18 protein-coding genes are annotated in these 25222 nt (G+C 64.3%); 8 read left to right on the plus strand and 10 right to left on the minus strand.

Going from position 1 to position 25222, the window contains the following annotated elements:
• The 4 genes from PVV74_RS01280 to purC form a co-directional block, all read right to left on the minus strand.
• Entirely contained in the window at positions 1 to 1776 is a 1776-nt protein-coding gene (locus PVV74_RS01280) for a sensor histidine kinase (protein ID WP_103761392.1), read from the minus strand.
• A 79-nt stretch (positions 1777 to 1855) separates the two neighbouring features.
• Positions 1856 to 2524 (minus strand): phosphoribosylformylglycinamidine synthase subunit PurQ, encoded by a 669-nt coding sequence (gene purQ / locus PVV74_RS01285; RefSeq protein WP_274591958.1) that lies wholly within the window; start codon positions 2522 to 2524, stop codon positions 1856 to 1858.
• On the minus strand, positions 2524 to 2763 hold the full coding sequence (gene purS / locus PVV74_RS01290; protein ID WP_274591959.1) for a phosphoribosylformylglycinamidine synthase subunit PurS: 240 nt from the start codon (positions 2761 to 2763) through the stop codon (positions 2524 to 2526). The genes purQ and purS overlap by 1 nt, the downstream gene beginning before the upstream one ends.
• A 13-nt stretch (positions 2764 to 2776) precedes the next feature.
• Positions 2777 to 3538, minus strand: a complete 762-nt coding sequence (gene purC, locus PVV74_RS01295) for a phosphoribosylaminoimidazolesuccinocarboxamide synthase (RefSeq protein ID WP_103761395.1) — start codon at positions 3536 to 3538, stop codon at positions 2777 to 2779.
• Between the two features lie 159 nt (positions 3539 to 3697).
• On the opposite strand from purC, the gene PVV74_RS01300 reads away from it, so the two are divergent.
• From PVV74_RS01300 to PVV74_RS01315, 4 genes are all read left to right on the plus strand, one after another.
• Positions 3698 to 4012, plus strand: a complete 315-nt coding sequence (locus PVV74_RS01300) for a DUF1476 domain-containing protein (RefSeq protein ID WP_103761396.1) — start codon at positions 3698 to 3700, stop codon at positions 4010 to 4012.
• A 143-nt stretch (positions 4013 to 4155) separates the two neighbouring features.
• Entirely contained in the window at positions 4156 to 6069 is a 1914-nt protein-coding gene (locus PVV74_RS01305; protein WP_274591960.1) for a phosphatidylglycerol lysyltransferase domain-containing protein, read from the plus strand.
• Positions 6070 to 6101: 32 nt separating this feature from the next.
• A complete protein-coding gene (gene bmt, locus PVV74_RS01310; RefSeq protein WP_103761398.1) occupies positions 6102 to 7124 on the plus strand; it encodes a betaine--homocysteine S-methyltransferase in 1023 nt (340 codons plus the stop codon).
• Positions 7125 to 7261: 137 nt separating this feature from the next.
• Positions 7262 to 8386, plus strand: a complete 1125-nt coding sequence (locus PVV74_RS01315) for a mandelate racemase/muconate lactonizing enzyme family protein (RefSeq protein WP_274591961.1) — start codon at positions 7262 to 7264, stop codon at positions 8384 to 8386.
• Between the two features lie 249 nt (positions 8387 to 8635).
• Here PVV74_RS01315 and PVV74_RS01320 read toward each other — a convergent pair whose 3' ends face one another.
• Positions 8636 to 11068, minus strand: coding sequence for a GcvT family protein (locus PVV74_RS01320; protein ID WP_274591962.1), 2433 nt, complete (start codon positions 11066 to 11068; stop codon positions 8636 to 8638).
• Between the two features lie 280 nt (positions 11069 to 11348).
• Here PVV74_RS01320 and PVV74_RS01325 point away from each other — a divergent pair, with 280 nt between their 5' ends.
• Complete coding sequence (locus tag PVV74_RS01325) at positions 11349 to 13766, plus strand: GcvT family protein (protein ID WP_274591963.1); 2418 nt, start codon at positions 11349 to 11351, stop codon at positions 13764 to 13766.
• Between the two features lie 31 nt (positions 13767 to 13797).
• On the plus strand, positions 13798 to 14397 hold the full coding sequence (locus tag PVV74_RS01330) for a nucleotidyltransferase family protein (RefSeq protein ID WP_274591964.1): 600 nt from the start codon (positions 13798 to 13800) through the stop codon (positions 14395 to 14397).
• A 110-nt stretch (positions 14398 to 14507) separates the two neighbouring features.
• Here the strand turns inward: PVV74_RS01330 and PVV74_RS01335 are convergent, their stop codons facing one another.
• Both PVV74_RS01335 and PVV74_RS01340 read right to left on the minus strand, forming a co-directional pair.
• Positions 14508 to 14663: a hypothetical protein gene (locus tag PVV74_RS01335; RefSeq protein ID WP_274591965.1), complete on the minus strand. Its 156-nt coding sequence runs from the start codon at positions 14661 to 14663 to the stop codon at positions 14508 to 14510.
• Between the two features lie 100 nt (positions 14664 to 14763).
• Entirely contained in the window at positions 14764 to 18756 is a 3993-nt protein-coding gene (locus tag PVV74_RS01340) for a Hint domain-containing protein (RefSeq protein ID WP_274591966.1), read from the minus strand.
• 854 nt (positions 18757 to 19610) lie between these two features.
• Here PVV74_RS01340 and PVV74_RS01345 point away from each other — a divergent pair.
• Positions 19611 to 19991, plus strand: a complete 381-nt coding sequence (locus tag PVV74_RS01345; RefSeq protein WP_274591967.1) for a hypothetical protein — start codon at positions 19611 to 19613, stop codon at positions 19989 to 19991.
• Between the two features lie 399 nt (positions 19992 to 20390).
• Entirely contained in the window at positions 20391 to 22394 is a 2004-nt protein-coding gene (locus PVV74_RS01350; protein WP_274591968.1) for a DEAD/DEAH box helicase, read from the plus strand.
• 5 nt (positions 22395 to 22399) lie between these two features.
• On the opposite strand, the gene PVV74_RS01355 is transcribed toward PVV74_RS01350, so the two are convergent.
• The 3 genes from PVV74_RS01355 to PVV74_RS01365 are packed head-to-tail and all read right to left on the minus strand — an operon-like array spanning position 22400 to position 25200.
• Complete coding sequence (locus PVV74_RS01355; RefSeq protein WP_274591969.1) at positions 22400 to 23248, minus strand: ABC transporter permease; 849 nt, start codon at positions 23246 to 23248, stop codon at positions 22400 to 22402.
• A 3-nt stretch (positions 23249 to 23251) separates the two neighbouring features.
• Entirely contained in the window at positions 23252 to 24109 is an 858-nt protein-coding gene (locus PVV74_RS01360; RefSeq protein WP_103761408.1) for an ABC transporter permease, read from the minus strand.
• Complete coding sequence (locus PVV74_RS01365; protein ID WP_103761409.1) at positions 24109 to 25200, minus strand: ABC transporter ATP-binding protein; 1092 nt, start codon at positions 25198 to 25200, stop codon at positions 24109 to 24111. The genes PVV74_RS01360 and PVV74_RS01365 overlap by 1 nt, the downstream gene beginning before the upstream one ends.
• Positions 25201 to 25222 lie beyond the last annotated feature (22 nt).

The raw sequence follows: 25222 nt of genomic DNA on the forward strand, positions 1-25222 counted from the left end.
TTACTCCGCTGCTCTTGTCGCGTCCGGTTGGGCGTCTTCGGTCAATATGGGCAGCTGCATTTCGAATACAGCCCCCCCGTTGGCGGCGTTGCGCGCCGTCAGACGGCCGCCGAGGTCGTTAACGATACCCGAGGAAATGGCAAGTCCCAAGCCGACACCGTCGCCGGGCTGCTTGGTGGTATAGAAAGGCTCGAACAGGTTGTCGATATCGGCGATGCCCGAGCCGTTGTCGCGCACGGTGAGAACGGCCGTCTCGCCCGCGGCCAGAAGTATGTCGATACGCGCCTCGGCCTCGTTTTGCGTGGCGTCCATGGCGTTGCGCAGAAGGTTGATGATGACCTGTTCGATGCGCACCCGGTCGCCCATGACCCAGACCGCATCCTCGGGCAAGGTGCGGGTGATGTCGACCTTCCGCTCGCGCAGCTGTGGTTCCATCAACGCCAGCGCCGAATAGATCGCATCGCCCATGTTTACAGGCTGAAAGCGGTTGCCGTCCTGGCGCGCGTAGGATTTCAGCTGCTTGGTGATCGCGCCCATCCGCTCGATCAGGTCGTCGATGCGCTGGAACGAGCTGACGGCCTCGTCTGGGCGGTTGCGCGACAGCAGAAGACGGGCGCCGGCAAGGTAGGTTTTCATCGCCGCAAGTGGCTGGTTCAGCTCGTGGCTGACGGCCGCCGACATCTCGCCCAGGACGGCCAGCTTGGAGCTTTGCTGAAGCGTCTGTTCGGCCACCGCGAGGTTCTCTTGCACCCTTTGGCGTTCGGCGATTTCCCGCTGCAGGCGCGCGTTCAATGCGCGAAGCTCCGCCGACTCGCGCTGGAAGAGGGAGGCCCGCGCCGCCGTCTTGCGGTTGAGGAAATAGAAGGCCAGCGCCAGCAGGATGGCGAAGATCATGATTTCCAGCGCCAAGACGCCGTTCACCTTGTCGCGCACCGAGGCGTAGGTGGTGAAGGACGCGATGCGCCAGCCGCGGAAGGCCACCCTGCCCTGCACCCGCATCACCGCCTCGCCTTCGACATAGGCGTCGGGCGGCAGGCTGGACCAGTCGGTGGTGGCCTGGATGGCGCGGAAGATGGCGGAACTGGGCGGCTCGCGGGTGAGCGCGGCCTCCTCGGTCAGGCCGCGCCAGCGCGGCTCTGTCGCCAGGATGATGCGGCCCTGCGAGTCGGTGACCAGCACGGCATCGGAAATGCCGGCCCAGGCGCGTTCGAATTTCTGCAGGTTGATCTCGACGACGATCATGCCGGCCAGCGTCTGGTTGCTGTCCACGCGGCGCGAATAGAAGAAGCGGAAGGCGCCGGTTTCGTCCTGCACGATGGTGAAGACGTTATCGCGGCTGCGCAGGGTGTCGACGAAATAGGGCGCGTCGCGGGCGGTCTGTCCGATGCGGGCGCGGTCGGTGGCGGCCACGACCCGGCCGTCGGCGTCCAGAAGCGTGAGCGAGGCAGCCTCGATCTCTTCGTTGAAGGTGATAAGGCGTTGGGAAGACTGGGTGAAATTACCCGCGTCAAGCGCGCTGATCAGCGCGGGGTCGCGCGCCAGAAGTTGTGGCACGATGGCGTTCTGGCGCAATTCGGACAGCAGGTTGCCGGAATAGAGCGCCAAGCGCAGTTCGGCCCGGTTGCGGGTGTTTTCGGTAAAGCGGTCGGTCAGAAGGCTGTTGGTGACGGCGACGACCCCGATGGCCAGCGCCACCAGCGTCAAAAGCGCCAGCCGCGCCCGCCAGCCCAGCGTGCGCCCGTTCCTGTCCTCGCTTGAGAAGAACCCCCTGGCCATGCTTCAGATTACGCCGTCGCCGGGGGCGGAACAAGAGCCGCCCATAGTGGCCCCCGGCGGTTTGCCGCCGGGGCGCGGATCAGGCGGTTTCCAGGCTGCCGACAAGGCTGGTGAAGAGCGTCGCGCCTTCGGTATTGCCGTGGGTTTCCTCGGCCATGCGCTCGGGATGGGGCATCATGCCCAGCACGCGGCGGTTTTCCGACAGGATGCCGGCGATGTCCTGCTGCGAGCCGTTCGGGTTTTCCACGTAGCGGAAGGCAACGCGGTCTTCGTCATTGAGCCGCGCAAGCGTGTCGTCATCGGCGTAGTAGTTGCCGTCGTGATGCGCGATGGGAATCGTGATCGTGGTGCCCGCGTTGTAGCCCGACGTGTAGGCAGAATTCGAGGTTTCCACTTTCAGATCAAGGGCTTTGCAGACATATTTCAGGCCCGAGTTACGCAGCAGTACGCCCGGCAGAAGGCCGGTTTCCGTAAGCACCTGGAAGCCGTTGCAGATGCCCAGCACGTAACCGCCCTTGTCCGCGTGAGCCTTGACCGACTGGCAGATGGGCGAGTTGGCGGCAATCGCGCCGCAGCGCAGGTAGTCGCCGAAGGAAAAGCCGCCCGGTACGCCGATCACGTCGACCCCGGCCGGCATCTCGGTGTCCTTGTGCCAGACCATCGAGACCTTTGCGCCCGCGTTCTCGAACGCGACCTTCATGTCACGGTCGCAGTTGGAGCCGGGAAAGACGATGACGGCGGCGTGCATCAGGCGATCTCCACCGAATAGGATTCGATCACGGTGTTCGCCAGCAGCTTTTCGCACATGGCCGTGACGGTCTCCCTGGCCTTGCCCGGATCGGTCTCGGTCAGGTCCAGCTCGATGATCTTGCCCTGGCGCACGCCCTCGACCCCGTCGAAGCCCAGCGACCCCAGCGCGTGACGCACGGCCTCGCCCTGCGGGTCGAGCACCCCGTTTTTCAGCATGACGTGTACGCGTGCTTTCATGTGATCGGATCCCCTAGTTGATCAGCGTCGGTTTGGTCACCGGTGGGTTGGTCTTGGGCATGACGCCCAGGCGCTTGGCGACCTCGGTATAGGCGTCGGTGAGGCTGCCAAGGTCGCGGCGGAACACGTCCTTGTCGAGCTTCTGGCCGGTCTCGATGTCCCACAGGCGGCAGCTGTCGGGCGAGATCTCGTCGGCCACGATCAGACGCATGAAATCACCGTCATAGACGCGGCCGATCTCGATCTTGAAATCCACCAGCTTGATTCCGACGCCGTACATCACCCCGGCGAGGAAGTCGTTGACGCGCAGGGCGAGCGACAGGATGTCGTCCATGTCCTGCTGCGTGGCCCAGCCGAAGGCGGCGATATGCTCCTCGGTGACCAGCGGATCACCCAGGGCGTCGTCCTTCAGGCAGTATTCCACGATCGGGCGCGGCAACTGCGTGCCCTCGTCCATGCCCAGCCGCTTGGCCATCGACCCGGCGGCATAGTTGCGCACGATCACTTCCAGCGGAATGATCTCGCAGGCGCGGACAAGTTGTTCGCGCATGTTGATCCGCTTCATGAAGTGGTTGGGGATGCCGACATTCGTGAGGCCCGTCATGAAGTATTCGCTGAGCATGTTGTTCAGCACGCCCTTGCCTTCGATGACGTCCTTCTTTTCCGCGTTGAAAGCGGTGGCGTCGTCCTTGAAATACTGCACGATGGTGCCCGGTTCGGGGCCCTCGAACAGGGTTTTCGCCTTGCCTTCGTAGATTTTCTTGCGCCGCGCCATGGGCTCTCTTTCATCTGGGGCCGCGGTAAGGGACTCGCGGCGTGTGGCGTTCTCATAGTCTATGCGGCGAAATGGGGCAAGGCGGCCTTATGGACTTGCGTCCTCGCGGGCTTGCGGCCATATCTGGGAAGACCGAAATACCTGCCCGGGGAGAGCCTGATGAGCACCTTCGACGATCGTGAAACCGCATTTGAGAACAAGTATGCCCACGACGAGGAAATGAAATTCAAGGCCGAGGCGCGGCGCAACAAGCTGTTGGGCCTGTGGGCGGCGGAGATCCTGGGCAAGACCGGTGAAGATGCGGACGCCTATGCGAAAGAGGTCGTGCTGTCGGATTTCGAGGAAGCCGGGCACGAGGACGTGGTGCGCAAGGTCGCGGGCGACCTGGGCGACATGGCGGACGCGGACACGATCCGCTCGAAGATGGACGAGTTGCTGCGCGTGGCGCAGGAACAGCTGATGAAGGAAACTTGAGGGCGCGTGGGTTTTCACCCACCCTACAGGTGCGCGGGGGCGATTTGCCCCCGGTAATCTTTCGACAATTTGATCTGTTAAGCCGCCGGTAACGCCGTGCCTCTAGCCTTGGGCCGATATGGTCTAGGGAAGGACGGTGCTGCATGTCATCACGGGTGTTGCGCGTCGCGTGGCCGGGCGCGGCGGGCTGGGTGCGTCTTGCCCTGCCGTTATGTTTTGGCTTGGTTTGCATCTGGGTCCTGATGCGGCAGGTCGACGAGGGCGCTTTTGCCGGGTTGGGCGAGGTCATGGCGCAGCTGTCGGCCTGGCAATGGGCGGGCGCGGTACCGGCCACTGCCGTCAGCTTTGCCGCGCTGGGCCAGTATGACGTGATCCTGCACAAGCACCTGCGCACCGATATCCCCGCGCGACAGGCGCGGCTGAGCGGAGCGGCGGCCATCGCGATCGGGCAGACCGTGGGGATGGGCGTGATCTCGGGCGCGCTGGTGCGCTGGCGTTTGCTGCCGGGACTGAGCCTCGTGCAGGCTTTGAAACTGGCCACCGGCCTGGCGGTGACCTTCCTGATCGGGCTGAGTTTCGCGCTGGGCCTTGCCACGCTGCTGTCGCCGTCGGACCTGCTGCCGGCCGTCCTGCCCCTGTTCCTGCTTTTGCTGTTTGGTGTCCGCGCGATACTCGTATTTCTTCACCCCCGCATCCACCTGCGGGCCCTCACCTTGCGGATGCCGAGCCTTTGTGCGCTGGGAGCCATCGCGGGGCTGACGCTGATCGACACGGTTTTTGCAGGGATCGCGCTGTGGTGCCTGCTGCCCGAGACGGTCGCGATGTCTGCGGGCGCGCTCGTGCCGGTTTACATGATCGCGCTTGGCGCGGCGCTTCTGAGCGGGACGCCGGGCGGGCTGGGGCCGTTCGAGCTGGTGCTGGTCGCCTTGTTGCCGCAGGTGCCCGATACCGAGCTTTTATGCGCCATCGTGGGGTTCCGGCTGGTCTATTACGCCCTGCCCGCGGTGCTGGCCGGGATCTTGCTGATCCGGCCCCTGCCCGACGGCATGCGCCCCGGCACGATCAAGCGGTCACTGCATGAAAGCGACCTTGCCGGGCCGGCGCAGGCCGAAGCGGGTCTGTGCCGCCAGAGCGGCGCGGAAGTGCTGGCGCTGGGCACGCTGCGCCTGCCGGTGATCCGGCCCGGGCAGACGCTGTGTATGCTCTTCGGCCCACTGTCCGCGCCCGGCGCGGCGGGGCCGCGCAACGCGCTGGCGCTGATGCAGGGCCATGCCACGCGCGAATCGCTGATCCCGCTGGTCTACAAGGCCGACGCGCGGCTCGCCGCGACCGCGCGACGGCAGTGCTGGCATGCGCTGCACGTGGCCGACGACATGGTCCTGCGCCCGACCGATTTCAGCACCGAGGGCAGCGCCTTTCGCCAGCTCAGGCGCAAGCTGCGCCGCGCTGCGCAGTCCGGCGTGACGGTGGCGCGGGAAACAATCCTGCCCTGGGGCGCTCTGCGTGACATAGATGCCGCGTGGCAGGCGCGGCAAGGCACGGCGCGGGGCATGACCATGGGCCGGTTCTGCCCGGGGTACTTGAGCCATCAGGCGGTGTTTCTGGCCCGCCTCGACGGCCGCGTCGTCGGGTTCGCCAGCTTTCACATCGGGCGACGCGACTGGTGTCTGGACCTGATGCGGGCGGGCGATGGCGCACCGGAAGGAACGATGCATGCCCTGGTCGCCACGGCCGTGGCCGAAGCCCGGCAGGCGGGGATCGCCCATCTGTCGCTGGCCGCCCTGCCCCCGGCGCACGGCCCACTGGCAAAGTTGGCGGAGCGCTTCGCGCCCGCGTCGGGCCTGGCGCAATTCAAGAGCAGCTTTGCCGCCCGGCGTGTGCCCCGCTATGCGCTGGCCCGAAGCCGAATCGGGCTGTGGCTGGGCCTGCTGGACCTGTGGCTGGCGATCCGCCGCCCCGCCGCACGCGCAGGTGAGCGCGGTGCCACGGCGGCGGATGATACCCCGGTTCAGGAAGATGATGACGATTATGGGTTTGCGCGCGCGCGGAATGTATGAGATTTCCTGACCAACATCGCAAAGGGCTGCGCATGACCAACGCATTGAGCAAAATGATGGCCGAGCGGGACTGGATCCTCGCGGACGGAGCCACGGGCACCAACCTCTTCAACATGGGGCTGAGTTCGGGCGACGCGCCGGAAATGTGGAATGTCGAGCATCCGGACCGGATCGAGAAGCTGTACGCCATGGCCGTGGACGCGGGCAGCGACCTGTTCCTGACGAACTCGTTCGGCGGCAATGCCGCGCGGCTGAAGCTGCACGGCGCGCAGAAGCGGGCGCGTGAACTGAGCCGGATCTCGGCGGAGATAGGGCGCGAGGTGGCCGACCGTCGCGACCGCCCCGTGGTTGTGGCCGGGTCCGTCGGCCCCACCGGCGAGATCATGGCACCGATGGGCAGCCTGACCCACGAGCTGGCGGTGGAAATCTTTCACGAGCAAGCCGAGGGGCTGAAGGAAGGCGGCGCGGACGTGCTGTGGCTGGAGACGATCAGCGCCCCCGAGGAATACAAGGCCGCCGCCGAGGCGTTCAAGCTGGCCGACATGCCGTGGTGCGGCACGATGAGTTTCGACACCGCCGGGCGCACGATGATGGGCCTGACCTCGGCCGACATGGCGGTGATGGTGGAAAAACTGGATCACAAACCGCTGGCCTTTGGCGCGAATTGCGGCGTCGGCGCGTCGGACCTGATGCGCACCGTGCTGGGATTCGTGGCACAAGGCACCGAGCGTGCGATCGTGGCCAAGGGCAACGCGGGCATCCCGAAATACGTGGACGGGCATATCCATTACAATGGCACGCCCGACCTGATGGCCGACTACGCCGTGCTGGCGCGTGATGCCGGTGCGACGATTATCGGCGGCTGCTGCGGCACCATGCCCGAACACCTGTCGAAAATGCGCGAGGCGCTTGAGACGCGGCCGCGTGGCGACCGCCCGACGCTGGACCAGATCACCAATGCGCTGGGGCCGTTTTCCTCGGCGGTGGACGGCACCGAGGACAACAGCGGCGACACGCCCCAGCCAACGCGACGCAACCGGCGGCGGCGCGGCTGACGCGCGGACCCTGCCCTCGCGTCTGAGACCCGGCAACGGCGGTCGGGAATGCTGGCGGCGCCCGGTCTCGGGCACTGGACAGCCGACAGATAGGTGGGCAAGACTGCGCCGCACCTGCCCTGCCGTAAGGACACGACATGCTGATCACGGATATCCGCGTCACCCCGTTGGCGCTGCCGCTGAAGCGCCTTTATGTCTGGTCGCAGGGCGTCGAGACGCGGTTTCACGTCAACCTTGTCGAACTGATCGGAGAGGACGGCGCGGTTGGCGTGGGCGAGACCACGACCGCGCCCGATGCCGCGGCACAGGCGATGGTCTTGCGCAAGCTGGCGCGGCATTTCATCGGCCGCACGGTTTTCGAGACCCGGCAGATCATGGCCGAGGCGTACCGCGCCAATTTCCTGGCCTTTGGCGGCAACATGCCCCGCTACGCCAACCAGCTGATGAGCGGGTTCGACATGGCCGCGCTGGACTTGCAGGGACAGGCCACGGACCGCCCGGTGTGGGACCTGCTGGGCGGCGCGGTGCGCGCCGACGTGGGGTACTTCCATTTCCTGCAGGGCGAGACGGTCGAGGAGCTGGCCGCCGATGCCCGGGCCGCGGTGGCGGCGGGCCATCCGGTTATCTATCTCAAGGTCGGGATTGAGCCGGAGCGCGATATCGCCGCCACGCGGGCGGTGCGCGCGGCCATCGGCGACACGCGCCTGCGGCTGGACGCGAACGAGGCGTGGGATCCGGCGCTGGCGCTGCGGATGATTACCCGGCTTGCCGAGTTCGACATCGAGTATATCGAGCAGCCCACGCCCTCGACCGCGCTGGAGGCGCTGGGACAGGTCGCGCGGCAAAGCCCGATCGCCATCGGCGCGGACCAGTCGGTTTTCACGCTGAACGAGGTGTACCGTGCGACCAGCGGCGGACATGCGCACATGATCGCGGTCGGCCCACGCGAGATCGGCGGCTTGCGCCCGATGATGCAGGCCGCCGCGATTGCCGAGGCGGCGGGGCTGAAGATCTGCATCCATTCCTCGATGACCACCGGCATCACCACCGTGGCCGAGCATCACGTGGGCCGCGCAATTCCGAACCTCGACGATGGCAACCAGATCATGTGGCAGTTACTGGAAGATAACGTGCTGGAGGGCCCGGAGGTGGCCCCCGTCAAGGGACAGCTGGCGCTGGAAGGCAAACCGGGGCTGGGCCTGAGCCTGGATCGGGACGTGGTTGCCCGGGCACATGAGCGGTTCGAGGCCTCACAGGCGTAGGGGGGGTGACAACCCACGCTTTCCTACGCTGTAGGTAAACCGCCCTTCGAGGTCGCACCAGGCTCGGCACCGCGACAACGCGCACTGCCGGCCCCGGTGCGGAAAGAACCGAGCGGAGCGCGTTCAAAAAACCGTCAAACCGATACGCATGGCGTCCGAACCAGTTCTTTCGCCATACCGATATCGGCGTGAGCCGCCTGCGCCCAGTCAGGGATTCAATACCCCTGACCGGCGTAGACGATACTTGACTCAGGAGCGCAGCTTTTCGCCCTTGGGGTCAAATGGCGGCTCGTGCAGGATGCGCGCCTTGTGCGGGCGGCCCAGCACCATGACCTGAACGTCATCGCCGGGTTTGACCGTGCCGGACTTGACGTAACCCAGGGCGAGGCTCATGCCGACGGTGTAGCCATAGGTGCCCGAGGTGACGCGGCCAACGGGGGTGCCATTAGCATCGCGGATTGGCTCGCCACCCGTGGCGTCGGCGTTGGAGGCGGTGACGTCTTCCTCGTCGATATGGATCAGCACCAGTTCCTCGCGCGTGGGCTCGGCCATGGCCTTTTCCGCCGCGGCCTTGTTGAGGAAGTCCTTGTCCATTTTGCAGAGCGGCGCAAAGCCGACCTCGTGCGGGAAGTATTCGGGCGAGTATTCGCGGCTCCACGAGCCATAGCCCTTTTCGACCCGCATGGACATGAGCGCGCGCGCGCCCACGGGGCCTGCGCCGAATTCCTTGCCCGCTTCCAGAAGGGCCTTGTAGAGCTTCTCCTGGTCCTCGGTCTTGCAGTGCAGCTCCCACCCCAGATCGCCGGTGAAACTGACCCGCAGGGCGAGGCATTCGACGCCCGCGATGTCGATCATCTTGGAGCGCATGAAGGGGAAATCCTCGGTAGCGAGGCTTTCGTTGGTCAGGCGTTGCAGCATCTCGCGCGATTTCGGCCCGGCGACGTTGAAGCCGCACATGGCCTCGGTCTTGGTTTCGAAGGTGGTGCCCTCGGGCAGCGGGACCATGTCGAAGAACCGCTTGTGATAGCGTTCGGCCATACCCGAGGAGACGACCCAGAATTCATCCTCGGCCACGCGCGTCACCGTGGCGTCGCCCGCGATGCCGCCGCGCACGCCGATCAGCGGCGTCAGGCACGACCGGCCCACGGATTTGGGCATCCGGTTGGCGAACACGGCATTCAGCCAATCCTCGGCCCCCGGCCCCTTGACGTGGTACTTGGCGAAGTTGGAGATATCGATGATACCCGCCCGGTCCCGCAGCATCTTGCATTCCTCGCCCACGGGTGCCCACCAGTTCTGGCGGATGAAACCGTTGGTGTCTTTCGTGCCGGGTTCATCGGCGAACCATTGCGGGTGTTCCCAGCCGTAGTTCAGGCCAAAGACCGCGCCCATTTCTTTCTGCATTTCATAGACGGGGCGCGTGCGCAGGGGGCGGCCCGCGGCGCGTTCCTCGTTGGGGTAATGGATGGCGAAGCGGTGGGCATAGACATCCTCGACCTTCGCCTTGACGAACTTGCGGTCGTTGGCCCAGAGGCCGAAGCGCGCGATGTCCCAGGCGAACATGTCGTATTTCATCTCGCCCTCGACGATCCACTGGCTGACCATCAGGCCCATGCCGGCGGATTGGCTGAACCCGGGAATGATGCCGCCGACCATGAAGTAGTTCTTGAGCTCCGGCACGGGGCCAAGGATCACGTTGCTGTCGGGCGACCAGATCATCGGGCCGTTGATGACCCGCTTGATCCCGGCCTCGGCGGCGACCGGCACGCGGTCCATCGCGCGCATCACGTTTTCCATGATGCGTTCCAGGTCGTCGGGGAAAAGGTCATGCGCAAAATCGAGCGGCGTGCCATCCTCGGCCCAGAAGCGCATGTCACGCTCGTAAGCGCCGATCAGCAGGCCCTTGCCCTCTTGCCGCAGGTAGTATTCGCCGTCGCGGTCGGCGACCGACGGCAGGCGGCGGTCCATGCCGTCGATATCCGCGATGGTTTCAGTCACGAAATACTGGTGCTCGGTCGGTTGTAGCGGCACCTCGATGCCCGCCATCTTGGCCACTTCGCGGCCCCAGAGACCGGCGCAGTTGATGACCCATTCGGTTTCGATATTGCCCTTGGGCGTCTCGACGATCCAGGTACCGTCGGGCTTCTGCGTGGTGGCCGTGACCGGCGTGAAACGGTGAATTTCCGCGCCGCGCTGGCGGGCGCCCACGGCATAGGCGTTGGTCACGCCGGACGGGTCCACGTTGCCGCCGTCAGGCTCCCACATGATGCAGCGGATGCCGTCGAAATTGACCAGCGGGTGCTTTTCCTCGGCCTCTTCGCGGGTGATCTCGTAGAAGTTCATGCCGTAGAGTTCGGCCTTGGCGGCCTGAAGCTTCAGCTGGTGCTCGCGGTTTTCGGTCTGCGCGAGGTAGAGCGAGCCGGGCTGGAAGACGCCGCAGCTTTGGCCGGTTTCCTCCTCAAGACTGTTGTAGAGGTTCATCGTGTAGTGCTGAAGCCGGCTGATATTGGCGCTGTCGTGAAGGCCGTGGATGTTGGCCGCCGCGTGCCAGGTGGAGCCGGAGGTAAGTTCGTCGCGCTCCAGCAGCACCACGTCTGTCCATCCAAGCTTTGTCAGGTGGTAGAGCACCGAGCATCCGATGACGCCCCCTCCGATGACAACGGCCTGTGCATGAGTCTTCATCTCGTCTTCCTATCTGACTGTTTGGCGGCACACTGCCCCACCGGGACGGCCCGCGTTTGTCGGTTCCCGACATCATCGGTCGTGTGATGGCTTTTTGTCATGCCGTTTCCGACAAGGGGTTACGGTTTGCGGCAGCGGGCGGAAATGCGCGGTGACGCATTCACCCTGCTTCGCACAATCGCCCGACCCGTCTTTAGCGACAATACCTGTCGCAAACGGACATGCCACCCGTCCGCAATCAGACAGTCTGGACGCAACGGCAGACCGAAAGGAACACCCCATGAAAACCACCACCCGAGTGGCCGTGATCGGCGGCGGCGTTGTCGGATGCAGCGTGCTTTACCACCTGACGAAACTGGGCTGGTCGGACGTGATGCTGATCGAGCGCTCGGACCTGACCTCGGGGTCCACGTGGCACGCCGCGGGGGGCTTTCACACGCTGAACGGCGACACCAACATGGCGGCGCTTCAGGGCTACACGATCAAGCTTTACAAGGAGTTGGAGGAAATCACCGGCATGTCCTGCGGGTTGCACCACGTGGGCGGTGTTACCCTTGCCGACAACCGCGACCGGTTTGACATGCTGTTGGCGGAACGGGCCAAGCACCGCTACATGGGGCTCGAGACGGAGCTGGTCGGGCCCGAGGAAATCCGCAAGATCGCCCCCGTCACCAACACCGACGGTATCATCGGCGCGCTCTACGATCCATTGGACGGTCACCTTGACCCGTCGGGCACCACCCACGCCTATGCCAAGGCCGCGCGGATGGGCGGCGCCACCATCGAGACGCATTGCAAGGTTCTGGAAACAAAACCGAAACCGGACGGCACGTGGGAAGTGGTGACCGACAAGGGCACGATCCTGGCCGAGCACATCGTCAACGCAGCGGGCCTCTGGGCGCGCGAAGTGGGCGCCATGGCGGGGGTCTATGTGCCGATCTACCCGATGGAGCACCAGTACCTCGTGACCGAGGAAGTGCCCGAGATTGCCGCGATCATCGACGCGGGGGGCGAGCACCCGCATGTCATGGACCCGGCAGGTGAAAGCTACCTGCGGCAGGAAGGGCGTGGCCTGTGCATCGGGTTCTACGAGCAGCCCTGCCGCGCCTGGGCGGTGGACGGCACGCCGTGGGAATTCGGGCACGAGCTGCTGCCCGATGACTTTGACAAGATCGAGCAATCCATTGATTTCGCGTACAAACGATTCCCCGCGCTGGAACGCGCCGGGGTAAAGTCGGTCATTCACGGGCCGTTCACCTTTGCCCCCGATGGCAACCCGCTGGTGGGGCCTGTGCCGGGCCTGCGCAACTACTGGTCGGCCTGTGGCGTGATGGCCGGGTTCAGCCAGGGCGGCGGTGTGGGCCTGATGCTGGCGCAGTGGATGGTCGAGGGGGAATGCGAGCGCGACGTGAGCGCGATGGACGTGGCCCGATATGGCGACTGGATCACGCCCGGTTATACCCTGCCCAAGGTGATCGAGAACTATCAGAAGCGGTTTTCCGTCAGTTATCCGAACGAGGAACTGCCCGCCGCGCGCCCCTTCCGCACGACGCCGATGTACGACATCTTTGACGGTATGGGCGCGGTCTGGGGGCACCAGTTCGGGCTGGAGGTCGTGAACTATTTCGCCCAAGGCGACGAGCCTCGATTCGAGACGCCCAGTTTCCGCCGCTCGAACGCATGGGACGCCACGGCGCGCGAGGTGAAGGCCGTCCGGCAAGGCGTTGGAATCAATGAGGTTCACAACTTTGGCAAATACCTGGTGACCGGCCCCGGCGCGCGTGACTGGCTGGACCGTATCATGGCGGGGCGCATCCCGAAGCCGGGACGCATCAGCCTGACGCCGATGCTGTCGCATGCGGGGCGGTTGATCGGGGATTTCACGGTGTCCTGCCTGTCGGACGAGGCGTTCCAGCTGACCGCGTCCTACGGCGCACAGGCCTATCACATGCGCTGGTTCGAGCAGAACGCGGAAACGGGCGTGACGGTCGAGAATATCTCGGACCGCCTGAACGGGTTTCAGATCGCGGGCCCGAAATCGCGGGATCTGCTTGCGGCCTGCACGCGGGCGGATATTTCCGACATGGCGTTCATGGATCTGCGGCATATTTCCGTGGGCATGGTCGACTGCCTGGTGCAGCGGGTCAGCTATACCGGCGACCTCGGTTTCGAGATCTATTGCGATCCGATGGCGCAACGGGCGCTTTGGGACGAGTTGTGGAGTAAAGGCAAAGACTTCGACCTGAAGCCCTTCGGGATGCGGGCGATGATGTCGCTGCGGCTCGATCGGTTCTTTGGGTCCTGGCTGTCGGAGTTTTCGCCGGATTACACGCCGGGCGAGACGGGCATGGACCGCTTCATCAGCTTCGGGAAAAACGCCGATTTCATCGGGCGTGCGGCGGCCGAGACAGAGCGGGCCGAAGGCGCGAAGCGGGCGCTGGTCGCGTTCGAGGTGGATGCGACGGATGCGGATGTGAACGGCTACGAGCCTGTCTGGATCGACGGCAGTGTGCAGGGGTTCTGCACCTCGGGCGGCTATTCGCACCACGCGGAGAAATCCATCGCCCTGGCGCTGATCCCCGCTGAAAACGCCAAGCCGGGGCTGGAGGCCGAGATCGAGATCCTGGGCGAGATGTGCGCCGCAAAGCTGTTGACCGAGCATCTGTTTGACCCCGACATGACCCGGATGCGAGGGTAAGACGGGATCAATTGCTAGGGGTTTGGCAGCGGTGACACTGGGGATCGTTCTGCCCGCAGCGGGCGCGTCCTCGCGGATGCGGGGGCGCGACAAGCTGTTGGAGGAAGTCGACGCTGTGCCGATTTTGCTGCGGCAAACCCGGCGGGCCTTAAGCCTCGGTTTACCTGTTCTTGTTACCCTGCCCACCGTCTCCGGGGCGCGCGCTACCAGCCTTGACGTCGCGGCGAACGCGGGACTGGAGAGGCGGCCAGTCCCCGATGCTGCCAGCGGCCTCAGTGCGTCGCTGCGCGTGGCGGCGGGCTGGGCCATGGAACGGGACATGAGCGGGCTGATGATCGTACTGCCCGACATGCCCGACCTGGATGCGGATGACATGCGCGCGGTGGCGGCACTGCACGCGGACCATCCCGGCGACGTGATCCGCGCCACGGACGCGGAGGGGCGTTTCGGGCATCCGACCCTCCTGCCCGCCCGGCTATTGCCGGCGCTGGTCACATTGAGCGGCGATACCGGCGCGCGGGAAGTGATCGGGCCGGAAAAGATACGGCCCTGTCGCCTTGGCGGGACCAGGGCCACGCTGGATCTGGATACGCCCGAAGCCTGGGCGGACTGGCGGGCGGCGAAAGGCTAAAGCGTTTCGCCTTTGACCTGAGCCATCCGCGAAAGGCGAAACGCGTGCAACGATTGGCTGTTCTGCTGCATTTCGCGATAAGCTGCACGTCAGGTTCACCGCGAAACGCTTTAGCGCAGGGACTGTTCGACCAGCAGCTTCGCCTCGTGCGGCTTGAGCGACAGGCGGGCCGCCTGGTAGCTTTCCAGTCCCGCCGGCATGGCGACTTCGGGAAAGAGCGCCAGGATTTTGTCCCGGCTTTCCTGTGCCGCGCCATAACGAAACAATCCCGACCAATGGCCGGGATTGTTTACTGGAACTCGAGTCAGCCCCCGCAACCGATTCCATGTGACCGGCCCCCGAAAGGACCGGTCGGCTGCAAAGCTGTTACTTGACCAGAAGCCGGGCTTCGTGCTTTTTCAGCGACCGGCGTGCGGCGGTGTAGGCCTTCAGGCCCTCTGCCTCCGACAATTCGGGGAAGAGCTCGAAGATCTCGTTGCGCTGGTCGTTGCCCATCGCGTCGAGCACCGTGTCGCCGGGCTGGAAGCTTTCGGTCCAGGCGCCATTGGACAGCACCACCTCGTGTTGGTCGAACATGAAGTGGATGTAGCTGACGGAGCTGGCCTCGACCGAGGTCACACCTTCCATGCCGGTGAGGTGCTTGGCGGCTGCCAGAACCTCGCGGTCCTCGAAGTAGAGCGCCGACTTCTCGTTGTTGATCAGCAGGCGGTGCTGCGGCGAGACCATCATGTCACGTTCCGGCAGGCCGTGGCCCAGCGAACCGGCACGGATCAGGACCGGCTGCAGGTGCGGCGCGCTGACCAGTTCCTGCCCCGACAGATCGCGGCGGCCCACCCAACGGATCTCTTGCAGACCGTTGTCGCGGGTGATGATCTTGTCGCCTTCGCGCAGGTCTTCGACCAGACGCTCACCTTTCGGCGTTGCGATGACCGTTCCCGGCGTGAAGCAGGGAATGATGTCCTCGATCTCGGTGAACTTCAGCGTGCCTTCAACATTGCCGCTGGCATCGAGGAAGTTGACCTGGCCGGTAAAGCTGTTGCCGTCCGGGTCGTTCGGCGTGGTGAGGTCCAGCGGGGTGACGCCGTCGCTCTGGACGATCTCGAACCGGCCCATCCCTTGCAGGTAAAGCTGGTCGTTCTCGTTGTCTGTCGTCGGGTCGTTGTCGCCATCCTCGGTGCCGCCGTCGATTTCGTCGCCGAAGGCTTCCTCGCGGGCATCGAAGCGGAACTCGTCCGAGCCGGCGTCACCGTACATGGTGTCTGCGCCCTGGCCACCGTAGATGGTGTCCCGGCCGTTTTCGCCATAGATCAGGTCGTCGTCGGTACCGCCATAGAGCAGGTCGCTGCCGCCGCCACCGAAGATGGTGTCGTCATCGTCCTGACCATAGACCGTGTCGTTGCCAGCCCCGGCATTGATCAGATCCTTGCCGTTGCTTTCGTCCGGGTCGGGGCCGTAGCTGCCGCCATCGGGCGCGTCGGGGATGTTGACCTGGTCGAAGGGCACGACATTGGGGTCGAGACCGCCATAGATGAGGTCGTCGCCCGCGCCGGACGAGATCGTGTCGTCGCCTTCGCCGCCGACGATGGTGTCGGCGCCCCAGAGCGTGGTGATCTCGTCGTCGTCAAGGCCGCCGTCGACATAGTTGTCGCCCGCGCCGGCATTGATCGTGTCGTTATCATCGCCGGTATAGATCGTGTCGTTGCCGTTGCCGGTATTGACTAGATCGCGGTCGTCGTTGGGATCGGCATCCGCCGGGACGGCCGGGAACGGACCGTAGGACGGGAAGCCGTCATCGGGCAGCGGCAGGCCGCTGTTGAGCGATGTGTCGATGTAGTTGTCCCCGTGGCCGCCATCGACCGTGTCCGAACCGTCGCCGGAATAGACCGTGTCGTTGCCGTCGCCGGTGTCGATCTTGTCGTCGCCGTTGCCGCCGTCGACGCTGTCGTCGCCTGCGCCGGTTTCCACGTCGATCGGGCCGTCGGCATCCTCGGCATCGATGGTGTCATTGCCGCTGCCGGTGATGATCCGCTCGATCTCTTCGAAGGTGATGTCGGGCGTTTCGTCGGCATCTAGGCCGTTGACCGTGCCGTTCTCGGGATCGGCGTCTTCCAGGGTGACGGTCAGATCGTCGGTCTGGTCGCCGAGGTTCAGGATGTCGCCCTCGTTGCCGTTTTCCGGGCCGTCGGGGTTGCCGTCGGTGCCGTCCGAGCCGCCGTCGATGGTGGCGTCGATATCTGCCGCCGGATCGGTGGCGTCGACAGTGAACTCGTCGTCGCCGGTGCCGCCCCAGGCGCTGTCATTGCCGCCCACGGCGATGTCGTCATCGCCCTGGCCGCCGGTGATCGAGTCTGTACCCGCACCGCCGACTATCACGTCCGCGCCGGTGCCGCCGTCGACCGTGTCGTCGCCCAGGCCGGCATTGATCGTGTCGTCGCCGCCATTGCCCTCGATGACGTCATCCAGCCCGTCGGGACCGTCGATGATATCGCCGCCGCCGTCGGTCGGGCCATTGCTGTCGTCGTAGCCGGGGTTCATGACCTCGCCGGTTTCCTCGCCGTCGACGACACCGTCGCGCTGCGGATCAGTCAGGATCGTCTCGATCTGGCTGAATTCCAGCACCGAGCCGTCCTCGAAGGTCACGGTGCCTTTCCGGGCGCCGGCATCGCTGGAGTCGGCAGAGTCGACGATCGTCACCTGGCCCGCGCCGCGCAGGTCCAGCGTGTCGTTGTCCTTGGTGTCATCCGGGCCGTTGCCGCCGACCACCTTGTCGCCGTCGCCGTCCGCACCGCTGGAGACGATGAAGGTGTCGTCGCCGCCCTCGCCGTACATCTCGTCCGCGCCGGCGCCGCCGGTGATCACGTCGTTGCCATCGTCACCCAGGCTATAGCCGGTGTCGAAATACATGTCGGTGATGTGGATGCCGGAATTGTCGTAGCCGTTCTGCGTATGCTCGACCACCACGCGCGATACCGGCCCCGCGATCGAGACATTGACGGTCGTGTCGGGGTCGTTGACGTTCTGGTACGGGCCATCCGCGTCGGCGACGTTGCCGGTGATATTGATGTCCTTGCCACCGGTCAGGACAACCTCGATCGGGTTGTTGTCGGCGTCGTAGGCTTTCACGGTCACAAGGCCGTCACCGTCGAGGTCATTGATGTTGAATTCAACGTTTCCGACAACTTCCGAAAACTCCCATTGGAACTTGCCGGTATTGCCCTTGCCGCCGGTTTCCGAGAGCAGCGAGCTGTCGGTGTCGATCGACTCGCCGCCCGTGTCGATGCCGGCGGTGTTCAGGTTGGTGTGGTTGTCGACATCGCTTACGTGGTTCCCCGTATCCGCGATGCGGGTATAGGTCACATCCACACTGCCGGTGTCCTGGGTGACGGTGCTGTCCGCCTGAGCGCCCGAGACCTTGTCCCAGTTGAAGCTTTCGCGCGGTCCGTTGAAGCCCTTCTCGCCGCCGGTGCCGCCATAGATGGTGTCATCGCCGCCAGCACCGTTGATCGTGTCGTCGCCGCCATTGCCATAGATCAGGTCGGCGCCATCGGTGATCTTGTCGCCGCCCTGGTCGGTGGGCGCGTTGGAGTCATCATAGCCGAGGTCCATGTCCTCGCCGAACTCCTCGCCGTCGACAGCGCCATCGGGGCTTGCCTTGGATTCCTCGTAGAGCGCCACGTAGTCGATCGCGCCCTGGAATTCCTTGTCGTAATGTCCGTCGTCCACTTCGCGCGCGCCGAAGCTGAATTCCTCGTCGTCATTGTCGGTCAGGTCGAAGGTCAGGCCCTTCTCGTCGCTCTCGATTGTCTCGGTCTTGCCGGTTGTCAGGTTCTCGACCGTCAGAGTGGCGCCTGTATCGACATCGAAGGAATATTTCACGTTGACCAGGTCGCCCGGTTCAAAAAAGTCCTTCGAGGTGGACAGGGTGGCGACCGCGTCGCCGTCGTTGGTGTTGTGGTAGGTCTGAACCTTGCCATCGTTGGTGACGCGGATTTCGAAGAAGCCCTCGTCATGATTGTCGATGTTCTTTTCGCCGCGCGACAGGATCACGTCTTCCGAGCTGCCCGAGTGCGCGTCCTGCGTGAATTGCGTCTCGATGGTGCCACGATCCAGGTTGAACTGTTCGTCATCCGCGGAGGAGTACGGGTCGGCTTTGACATCGAGCACGGTGGGGTGCGAGTTGCTCCCCGCGCCCACGATCAGCTGGTCGTTGGAAAAGCTGACGTTGATGGCGTTGCCATCGCCGTGTGTCGCGTTCTGGGCAACACCGTCGTCCAGGCCGGTATCTTTCTTTTCAGCACCACTTTTAAAATCCCACAGGCCAATCAGGCCAGTGACCGAGCTTGGATCAAAATTCGACATCGTCTTCTCCATTCGGCATCACCGCACATGCGGCGACGCCAGACCAAAACCATTCCCAAAGCCAGCGACGTGACGGCCAGGGGCAACCTGCACGGACCTCGATTATCAGGAGGGAAAGACCCGCATATCACGCGGGAACGTCGCGGATTTCGCACTCCGCATACATTCGCTACCAGTCTGCTGCCAAAGCAGCCCGACGATCGCACCTTTCCGCACCTAATATGATGCGTTTCGTGCGGTCGCCCCCGTGACCTACAGACATCGCCCCCCAGTTGGGCTGAGTTCGTTTTACGAGATGTGATGTGCGCCACAAAGTGAAATTTGTCAGAAAACTGTCCGAGCAATTTGCAAAAAACCACGACGAAGCGGCGAATTAAGGCAGCCTGCAAAACACGTTCTAGTTATTGTTTCCGCGCACCCTTCGGCGGGTATCCGCGCAACAGCCCTAAAAACAAGGGCTCGGCCTTTTTCCGCCGACGCGAAAAACAATCAAAGGTAGATCGCCGTTTCCAAATCGGACGAAAGGCAACCATGGTCGGATTGTGTCGAGACTTGGGTGAAACAAACGCGTGGCTGTTTGTTGACCTAGCGTCAATCGCCTTCAGAAACGACGAATATCCACGATCCGGAAACGGTGACGCCACAATTTGAGCGAATCGACGCAAAATTTAATTCAAATGAGGCGGTCGAATCGTTCAAGACGCCGCACGAGCCGCGACAGGATGGATCGCACATTCGGAATTCGGCGGTACGTGGCCGGAACATGTTCACACCCCGGCGCGTTTCGAGCCTGAAGGTTTACGTTTTGAGTGCATGGTGCATGGGGCGGTTAAACCTAAGAATGGGAGTTTTACATGACTTTGAGCAACACGTTTCTGAAAACCACCTCGGTCCTCGGCCTCTTCATTGCCCTTTCGCAACCCGCCTACGCGGTGACTTGCGCCGAATTCAGCGAGATGGACGACGCAGGTCAAATGGAGGCATTCGAGACCATGGGCGGCCGCGAGAACATTCGTGACGAAGCGGTCGGTGCAGACGAAGAAGCCGACACGGACGCGTCGAGCGCCACGGACGAACTCGGCGACCCCGACGATGACATCGGCGGCCGCGCTGCCGCGCGCGCTGCTGCGACCGGGTCGGACGAGGAACTGATGGTCGTGCTGAAAGAAGAGTGCGAGAACAACCCCGAGATGGACATGGCTGACATGTTCCGCGACGAAGACGAGTCGAAGTAAGCGAACCGAGTCAAACTGGCGGCCCTTGAGACTGGGCCGCCACGCTCCCGGTCTCATTGCAGGCCGGGACAGATGGCCCCACATCAATCCAGGAAATCATTGGCACCCCAAGGCCGGACCTGATCCGGCACGCCCGTCAAGGCGGGGATTTTACCCCCTATCGAATTCATGGAAAGCCATATGTCGGCTCTTTGCCCCCCGCAAGAACCTGCATGTTTCGGCGAATGTGAAAGGCGGGATGCGCCACGTGGGTCTACCGGTGCGTCAAAGAGCAGAGCTATTCATCAATCGTCGATTAGTGCCTATACAAAGACGTCCCGAGGGGGTATTGCCGGGCACTTGCCGGCGGTCCAAGCGCCGCCCGGCTGACACGTCTTTCCCAGGAAAAGCACCAGGCCCTTGAAACACACCCTTGCGAATGCGCTGGCCCGTAAAGGCTATGACGTCCTGACCCCTGTCCAGCAGGCTGTCACCCAACCTGAACTGGAGGGCCGTGACCTGTTGGTCTCGGCGCAGACAGGATCCGGCAAGACGATCGGTTTCGGGCTGGCGATCGCCTCCACGTTGCTGGGTGACGCGGATACCTTCGAGCAGGCTGACGCGCCCCTGGCGTTGATCGTGGCACCGACCCGCGAGCTTGCGATGCAGGTCAAACGCGAGCTTGGCTGGCTTTACGCCGATGCGGGCGCGGTGCTGGCCTCTTGCGTCGGCGGCATGGACATGCGGGATGAACGGCGGACGCTGGCACGCGGCGCCCATATCGTCGTCGCCACGCCCGGGCGGTTGCGGGATCATATCATGCGCGGGTCCATCGACCTGTCGGCGGTACGGGCAGCGGTGCTGGACGAGGCGGACGAGATGCTGGACCTCGGCTTTCGCGAGGACCTGGAGTTTATCCTGGAGCAAACGCCGGAGGCGCGGCAGACGCTGTTGTTCTCGGCCACGGTTCCCGCCGCCATTGCCAGGCTGGCGCAAAGTTACCAGCGGGAGGCCGAGCGGATCTCGACCGTCGGGGAACAGGCGCAGCATTCGGATATCGCGTACCGCGCGATGACGGTGGCGGCGCATGACAACGAGAACGCGGTGATCAATGTTCTGCGCTATTACGAGGCCCCGAATGCCATCGTCTTTTGCAACACGCGGGCCATGGTCGCGCGGCTGACGACGCGGCTGTCGAACCGGGGATTTTCGGTCGTGGCCTTGTCGGGGGAGTTGACGCAGAGCGAACGCTCCAACGCGCTGCAATCCATGCGCGACGGGCGGGCGCGGGTTTGCGTGGCGACCGATGTGGCCGCACGGGGCATCGACCTGCCCAAGCTGGACCTGGTGGTGCATGCCGAACTGCCCAGCAGCCACGAGACGCTTTTGCACCGCTCGGGCCGCACCGGCCGCGCGGGACGCAAGGGGGTCAGCGCGCTGATCGTCGTGCCCTCGGCCCGCAAGAAGGCGGAGCGCATCCTGAAGTTCGCCAAGCTGACAGCGGAATGGACCGCCGCGCCGTCGGCGGCGGAGGTGGATGCGCAGGATCAGGTGCGCATGCTGGATGCCGATGACTGGCAGGCGGAGATCACCGAAGGCGAGCGCGCGTCGGTGGACCAACTGCTGGAACGCTTCACGCCCGAGCAGATCGCCGCCGCCTACCTGCGTCAGTACAAGCTGCGCCATTCCGCGCCCGAGGATTTGAGCCCCGTCAAACCGGGCAAGCCCGACAAGCCGAAACCGCGCGCCGCGTTCGGCCCCAGCGTCTGGTTCTCGCTGTCCGAAGGGCGCAACCAGGCGGCCTCGCCCCGACACCTGCTGCCGATGGTTTGCAAGGCGGGCGGGCTGAGCAAGGACGATATCGGCGCGATCCGCGTGGCCGATGACCTGTCCTATATCGAGATCCGCGAGGCCAGCGTGCCCGGTTTCCTCGACACTATCGGTCCAGGGATGACGATCGAGGGCAGCAAGAAGCTTCGCCGCCTTGACGCGGCACCGGACCTGCCGCCCTTCCGGCCCGGCAAACCAGAGCGCGGCCCCAAGGCAAAACCGGGGTCGTCCAAGGGGGACACGACGCCCGTCGATTGGAATGACACGCCCGCGCCGCGCCGCCGCAAGCCCAAGCCCGAGGACCGCAGGGACGCGACACCCCCGGCGCGACAGCGCGAGACGAAGGCGCCCGATCCGGCGGTGCATGCCCCCTTGGGCAAACCCCGGCACGGGGCGCGGGGCGACAATGACATGCCGAAAGACGCAGGCAAGGCCGGTAAGGCCGGTAAGGCCAAAGCCGGTGGAAAACCTGCCTCCAAGCGGGCTGGCAAGGGGCCGCCACCGCCGAAGGGCAAGCCCAACAGCAAGAAGAACCGGGCGCGCGCGGCGCAGAAGAGAGCGTCGTCCGAGAAGCCGGGGACGCCGCGGCGGTAGGATCCCTATCGGCGCTGGAACAGGATCACGAGAAGCGCCAGGAGCGACGAACCCAGCATCAATAGAAGGGAAACCGCGTTCAGAAGCGGCGTCGAACCTTCATTCAGGCGGTCGAACATGGCGATGGTCAGGGGCGCGTCGGAGCCGACCAGCATGAGCGTGGTGTTGAAGTTCTCGAAACTCATCAGGAACGCCACCACCAGCGCGCCGATCATCGCCGGCATCAGGAACGGGATGGTGATCGTGCGCACGGCCGTCAGGCGCGTGGCGCCGAGGTTCAGCGCGGCCTCTTCCAGCGTGCGGTCGAATTTCTGCAGCCGGGCGGTGATGACCAGCGTCGCGATGGTGGTGATAAAGGAGAACTGCCCAAGGATCACCAGCAGCAATCCGGGGCGCAGCGCCTGGATATCCACTTCCGCCGCGTTCCAGATCCCGTTCGCCAGCGTCGAGGAGAAGACGAGGATAGATATACCGAGCACGATCCCGGGAATGACCAGCGGCAGCAGCATCAGGACATAAAGCGCGCCCTTGCCGCGGAATTCGTAGCGGTTGAACAGGAAGGCGTTCGTGGTCCCGACACTCACCGACAGGACCGCGACGCAGGTGGCGACGAAGGCCGAGGTACCCACCGCGCGCAGGATGCCGCGTTCGTGGAAGACGCCGATCTGGGGACGGTCCTCTCCGAAGAACCAGTTCCAGGTGAAGCCTTCCCACGGCAGCGACGGAAACTGGCTGTCGTTGAAGGCGAAGACGGCGACGACGGTCAGGGGCAGCGCGAGATAGAGGAAGAACAGCAGGACATAACCGCCGTAAAGGACGCGAAAGCTGCGGGAACGTGGAATGGTCGGGATCATGGGCTACCCCATCGTTTCCTGCAGGGTGCGGCCCGTCAGGCGCAGCATGCCCCAGACGATCACCGATGACAGCACCAGCAGCATGAAGCCGAAGGCCGCGCCAAGCTCCCAGTTGGAGCGGACGATGAACTGGTTATAGATCATCTCGGTGAACCACAGGCTGTCCTTGCCGCCCAGCATGGTCGGCGTGAGGTAGTTGCCCAAGCTGAGCATGAACACCACGATGCAACCCGAGACGATCCCCGGCATGGCGTGCGGGATGATGATCTCGCGCAGGACCGACAGGCCGCTGCCGCCGAGGTCGTAGCCTGCCTCGACCACGCTGTCGTCGAGGCTTTCCAGCGTCGTGACCAGCGGGACCACCATGAACAGCATCGAGGTATAGACGAGGCCCACCATCATGGCCGCGTCGTTGTAAAGCATCTCGACCGGTTGATCGGCCAGCCCCGTCCATTGCAGCAGGTTGGACACGAGGCCGGTTTCCCGCAGCAGGATCATCCAGCCGAAGGTGCGTACCAGTTCCGAGACGTAGAACGGGATCAGGCAGAGCATGAACAACACCTGTTGCAACCGACCCCGTGCCATCTTGGCGATGTAGTAGGCCACCGGAAAGGCGATCAGCAGGGTGATGGCCGTGGCCAGCACCGACATCACCGCCGTGCGCCAGAAGGTGCGCAGGTAAAGCGGTTCGGTCAGGGCCTTGTCGTATTGCGTCAGGCTAGGCTCGTAGACGCCGAAACTGATGCGTTCGCGCAGCGAGATCATCAGCATGTCGATATGCGGGATGACGATCAGCAGCCCCAGCCACAGCAAAAGCGGCGTCAGCAGCAGGATGAACCCGATCCGGGCCTCGGCACGCATCAGGCGGCCCCGGCAAAGCAGGTCGCCTGCGCCGCGCCCCAGCCGATATGCACCATGTCACCACGTTTCAGGCTGGCGAATTCCCCGGTCTGGGGCAGCGTGACTTCGAGCGTTTCGCCGGCGTCATCTTCGACCAGCACACGCGAGGCGGCGCCGTTGAACAAAATGCTTGTCACGGTTCCCTGCAAACGGTTGTCGAATTGCGACAACGCCTCGGCACTGGCGGCGAGGTGGACTGACTCGGGCCGGACAAAGATTTCCGCGGCGTCGCCCTTGGCCAGCGCCTGGGCCGCCGTCGCGCGCATGGCAAGGCCGGAATCCGTCCGCATCTCCAGCATTGAGCCTTCGACGCGGTCGATGCGCCCTATCCAGCGGTTGGCCTCACCGATGAAGCCGGCAACGAAGGGCGTGTCGGGCCTGTAATAGAGGTCCTGGCCCGTGCCGACCTGCTCGAACCGCCCGGCGTTCATGACGGCGATCTGGTCAGACATGACCAGCGCCTCGGACTGGTCGTGGGTGATGTAGACGAAGGTGGTGTCGAAGGCCGCCTGAAGCGCCTTCAGCTCGATCTTCATGTGCTCGCGCAGCTTGAGGTCAAGCGCCCCCAGGGGCTCGTCCAAGAGCAGCACATCGGGTTCCAGCACCATGCAGCGGGCGATGGCCACGCGTTGCTTTTGCCCGCCTGACAGCTCGTCGACCTTGCGCGCGCCGATGCCGGGCAGGCCAATGCGGTCCAGCGCCTCGTCCACCTTACGGGCGATCTGGGCCTTGGCCATGCCCTGCCGCCGCAGACCGTAGCCGATATTGTCGGCGATGGTCATCATCGGGAACAGCGCGAGGTGCTGGAACACCATGTTCACCGGGCGCTTGTTGGGTGGCGTGTCCAGAACCGTGCCACCCTTGATGCGGATGTCACCCGACGTGGGTTCCAGAAACCCCGCGATCATGCGCATGATCGTCGTCTTGCCACAGCCCGACGGGCCGAGGATGGAAAAGAAACTGCCCGGCGGCACGGAAAACGACACGTTGTCGACGGCGGTCGTGTCGCCGAAACGCTTTACCAGGTCGACGCATTCAAGATCAGGGGTCATGCAGGGGGCCGTTCACAGGGCG

Source organism: Roseovarius sp. SK2 (assembly GCF_028807495.1).
Lineage (GTDB): Bacteria > Pseudomonadota > Alphaproteobacteria > Rhodobacterales > Rhodobacteraceae > Roseovarius > Roseovarius confluentis.

Excerpts from the sequence above, each read along its gene's own strand:
- PVV74_RS01280 (WP_103761392.1), bottom strand. The coding sequence starts at position 1,776 with ATGGCCAGGGGGTTCTTCTCAAGCGAGGACAGGAACGGGCGCACGCTG.
- purQ (WP_274591958.1), bottom strand. The coding sequence starts at position 2,524 with ATGCACGCCGCCGTCATCGTCTTTCCCGGCTCCAACTGCGACCGTGAC.
- purS (WP_274591959.1), bottom strand. The coding sequence starts at position 2,763 with ATGAAAGCACGCGTACACGTCATGCTGAAAAACGGGGTGCTCGACCCG.
- purC (WP_103761395.1), bottom strand. The coding sequence starts at position 3,538 with ATGGCGCGGCGCAAGAAAATCTACGAAGGCAAGGCGAAAACCCTGTTC.
- PVV74_RS01300 (WP_103761396.1), top strand. The coding sequence starts at position 3,698 with ATGAGCACCTTCGACGATCGTGAAACCGCATTTGAGAACAAGTATGCC.
- PVV74_RS01305 (WP_274591960.1), top strand. The coding sequence starts at position 4,156 with ATGTCATCACGGGTGTTGCGCGTCGCGTGGCCGGGCGCGGCGGGCTGG.
- bmt (WP_103761398.1), top strand. The coding sequence starts at position 6,102 with ATGACCAACGCATTGAGCAAAATGATGGCCGAGCGGGACTGGATCCTC.
- PVV74_RS01315 (WP_274591961.1), top strand. The coding sequence starts at position 7,262 with ATGCTGATCACGGATATCCGCGTCACCCCGTTGGCGCTGCCGCTGAAG.
- PVV74_RS01320 (WP_274591962.1), bottom strand. The coding sequence starts at position 11,068 with ATGAAGACTCATGCACAGGCCGTTGTCATCGGAGGGGGCGTCATCGGA.
- PVV74_RS01325 (WP_274591963.1), top strand. The coding sequence starts at position 11,349 with ATGAAAACCACCACCCGAGTGGCCGTGATCGGCGGCGGCGTTGTCGGA.
- PVV74_RS01340 (WP_274591966.1), bottom strand. The coding sequence starts at position 18,756 with ATGTCGAATTTTGATCCAAGCTCGGTCACTGGCCTGATTGGCCTGTGG.
- PVV74_RS01345 (WP_274591967.1), top strand. The coding sequence starts at position 19,611 with ATGACTTTGAGCAACACGTTTCTGAAAACCACCTCGGTCCTCGGCCTC.
- PVV74_RS01355 (WP_274591969.1), bottom strand. The coding sequence starts at position 23,248 with ATGATCCCGACCATTCCACGTTCCCGCAGCTTTCGCGTCCTTTACGGC.
- PVV74_RS01360 (WP_103761408.1), bottom strand. The coding sequence starts at position 24,109 with ATGCGTGCCGAGGCCCGGATCGGGTTCATCCTGCTGCTGACGCCGCTT.
- PVV74_RS01365 (WP_103761409.1), bottom strand. The coding sequence starts at position 25,200 with ATGACCCCTGATCTTGAATGCGTCGACCTGGTAAAGCGTTTCGGCGAC.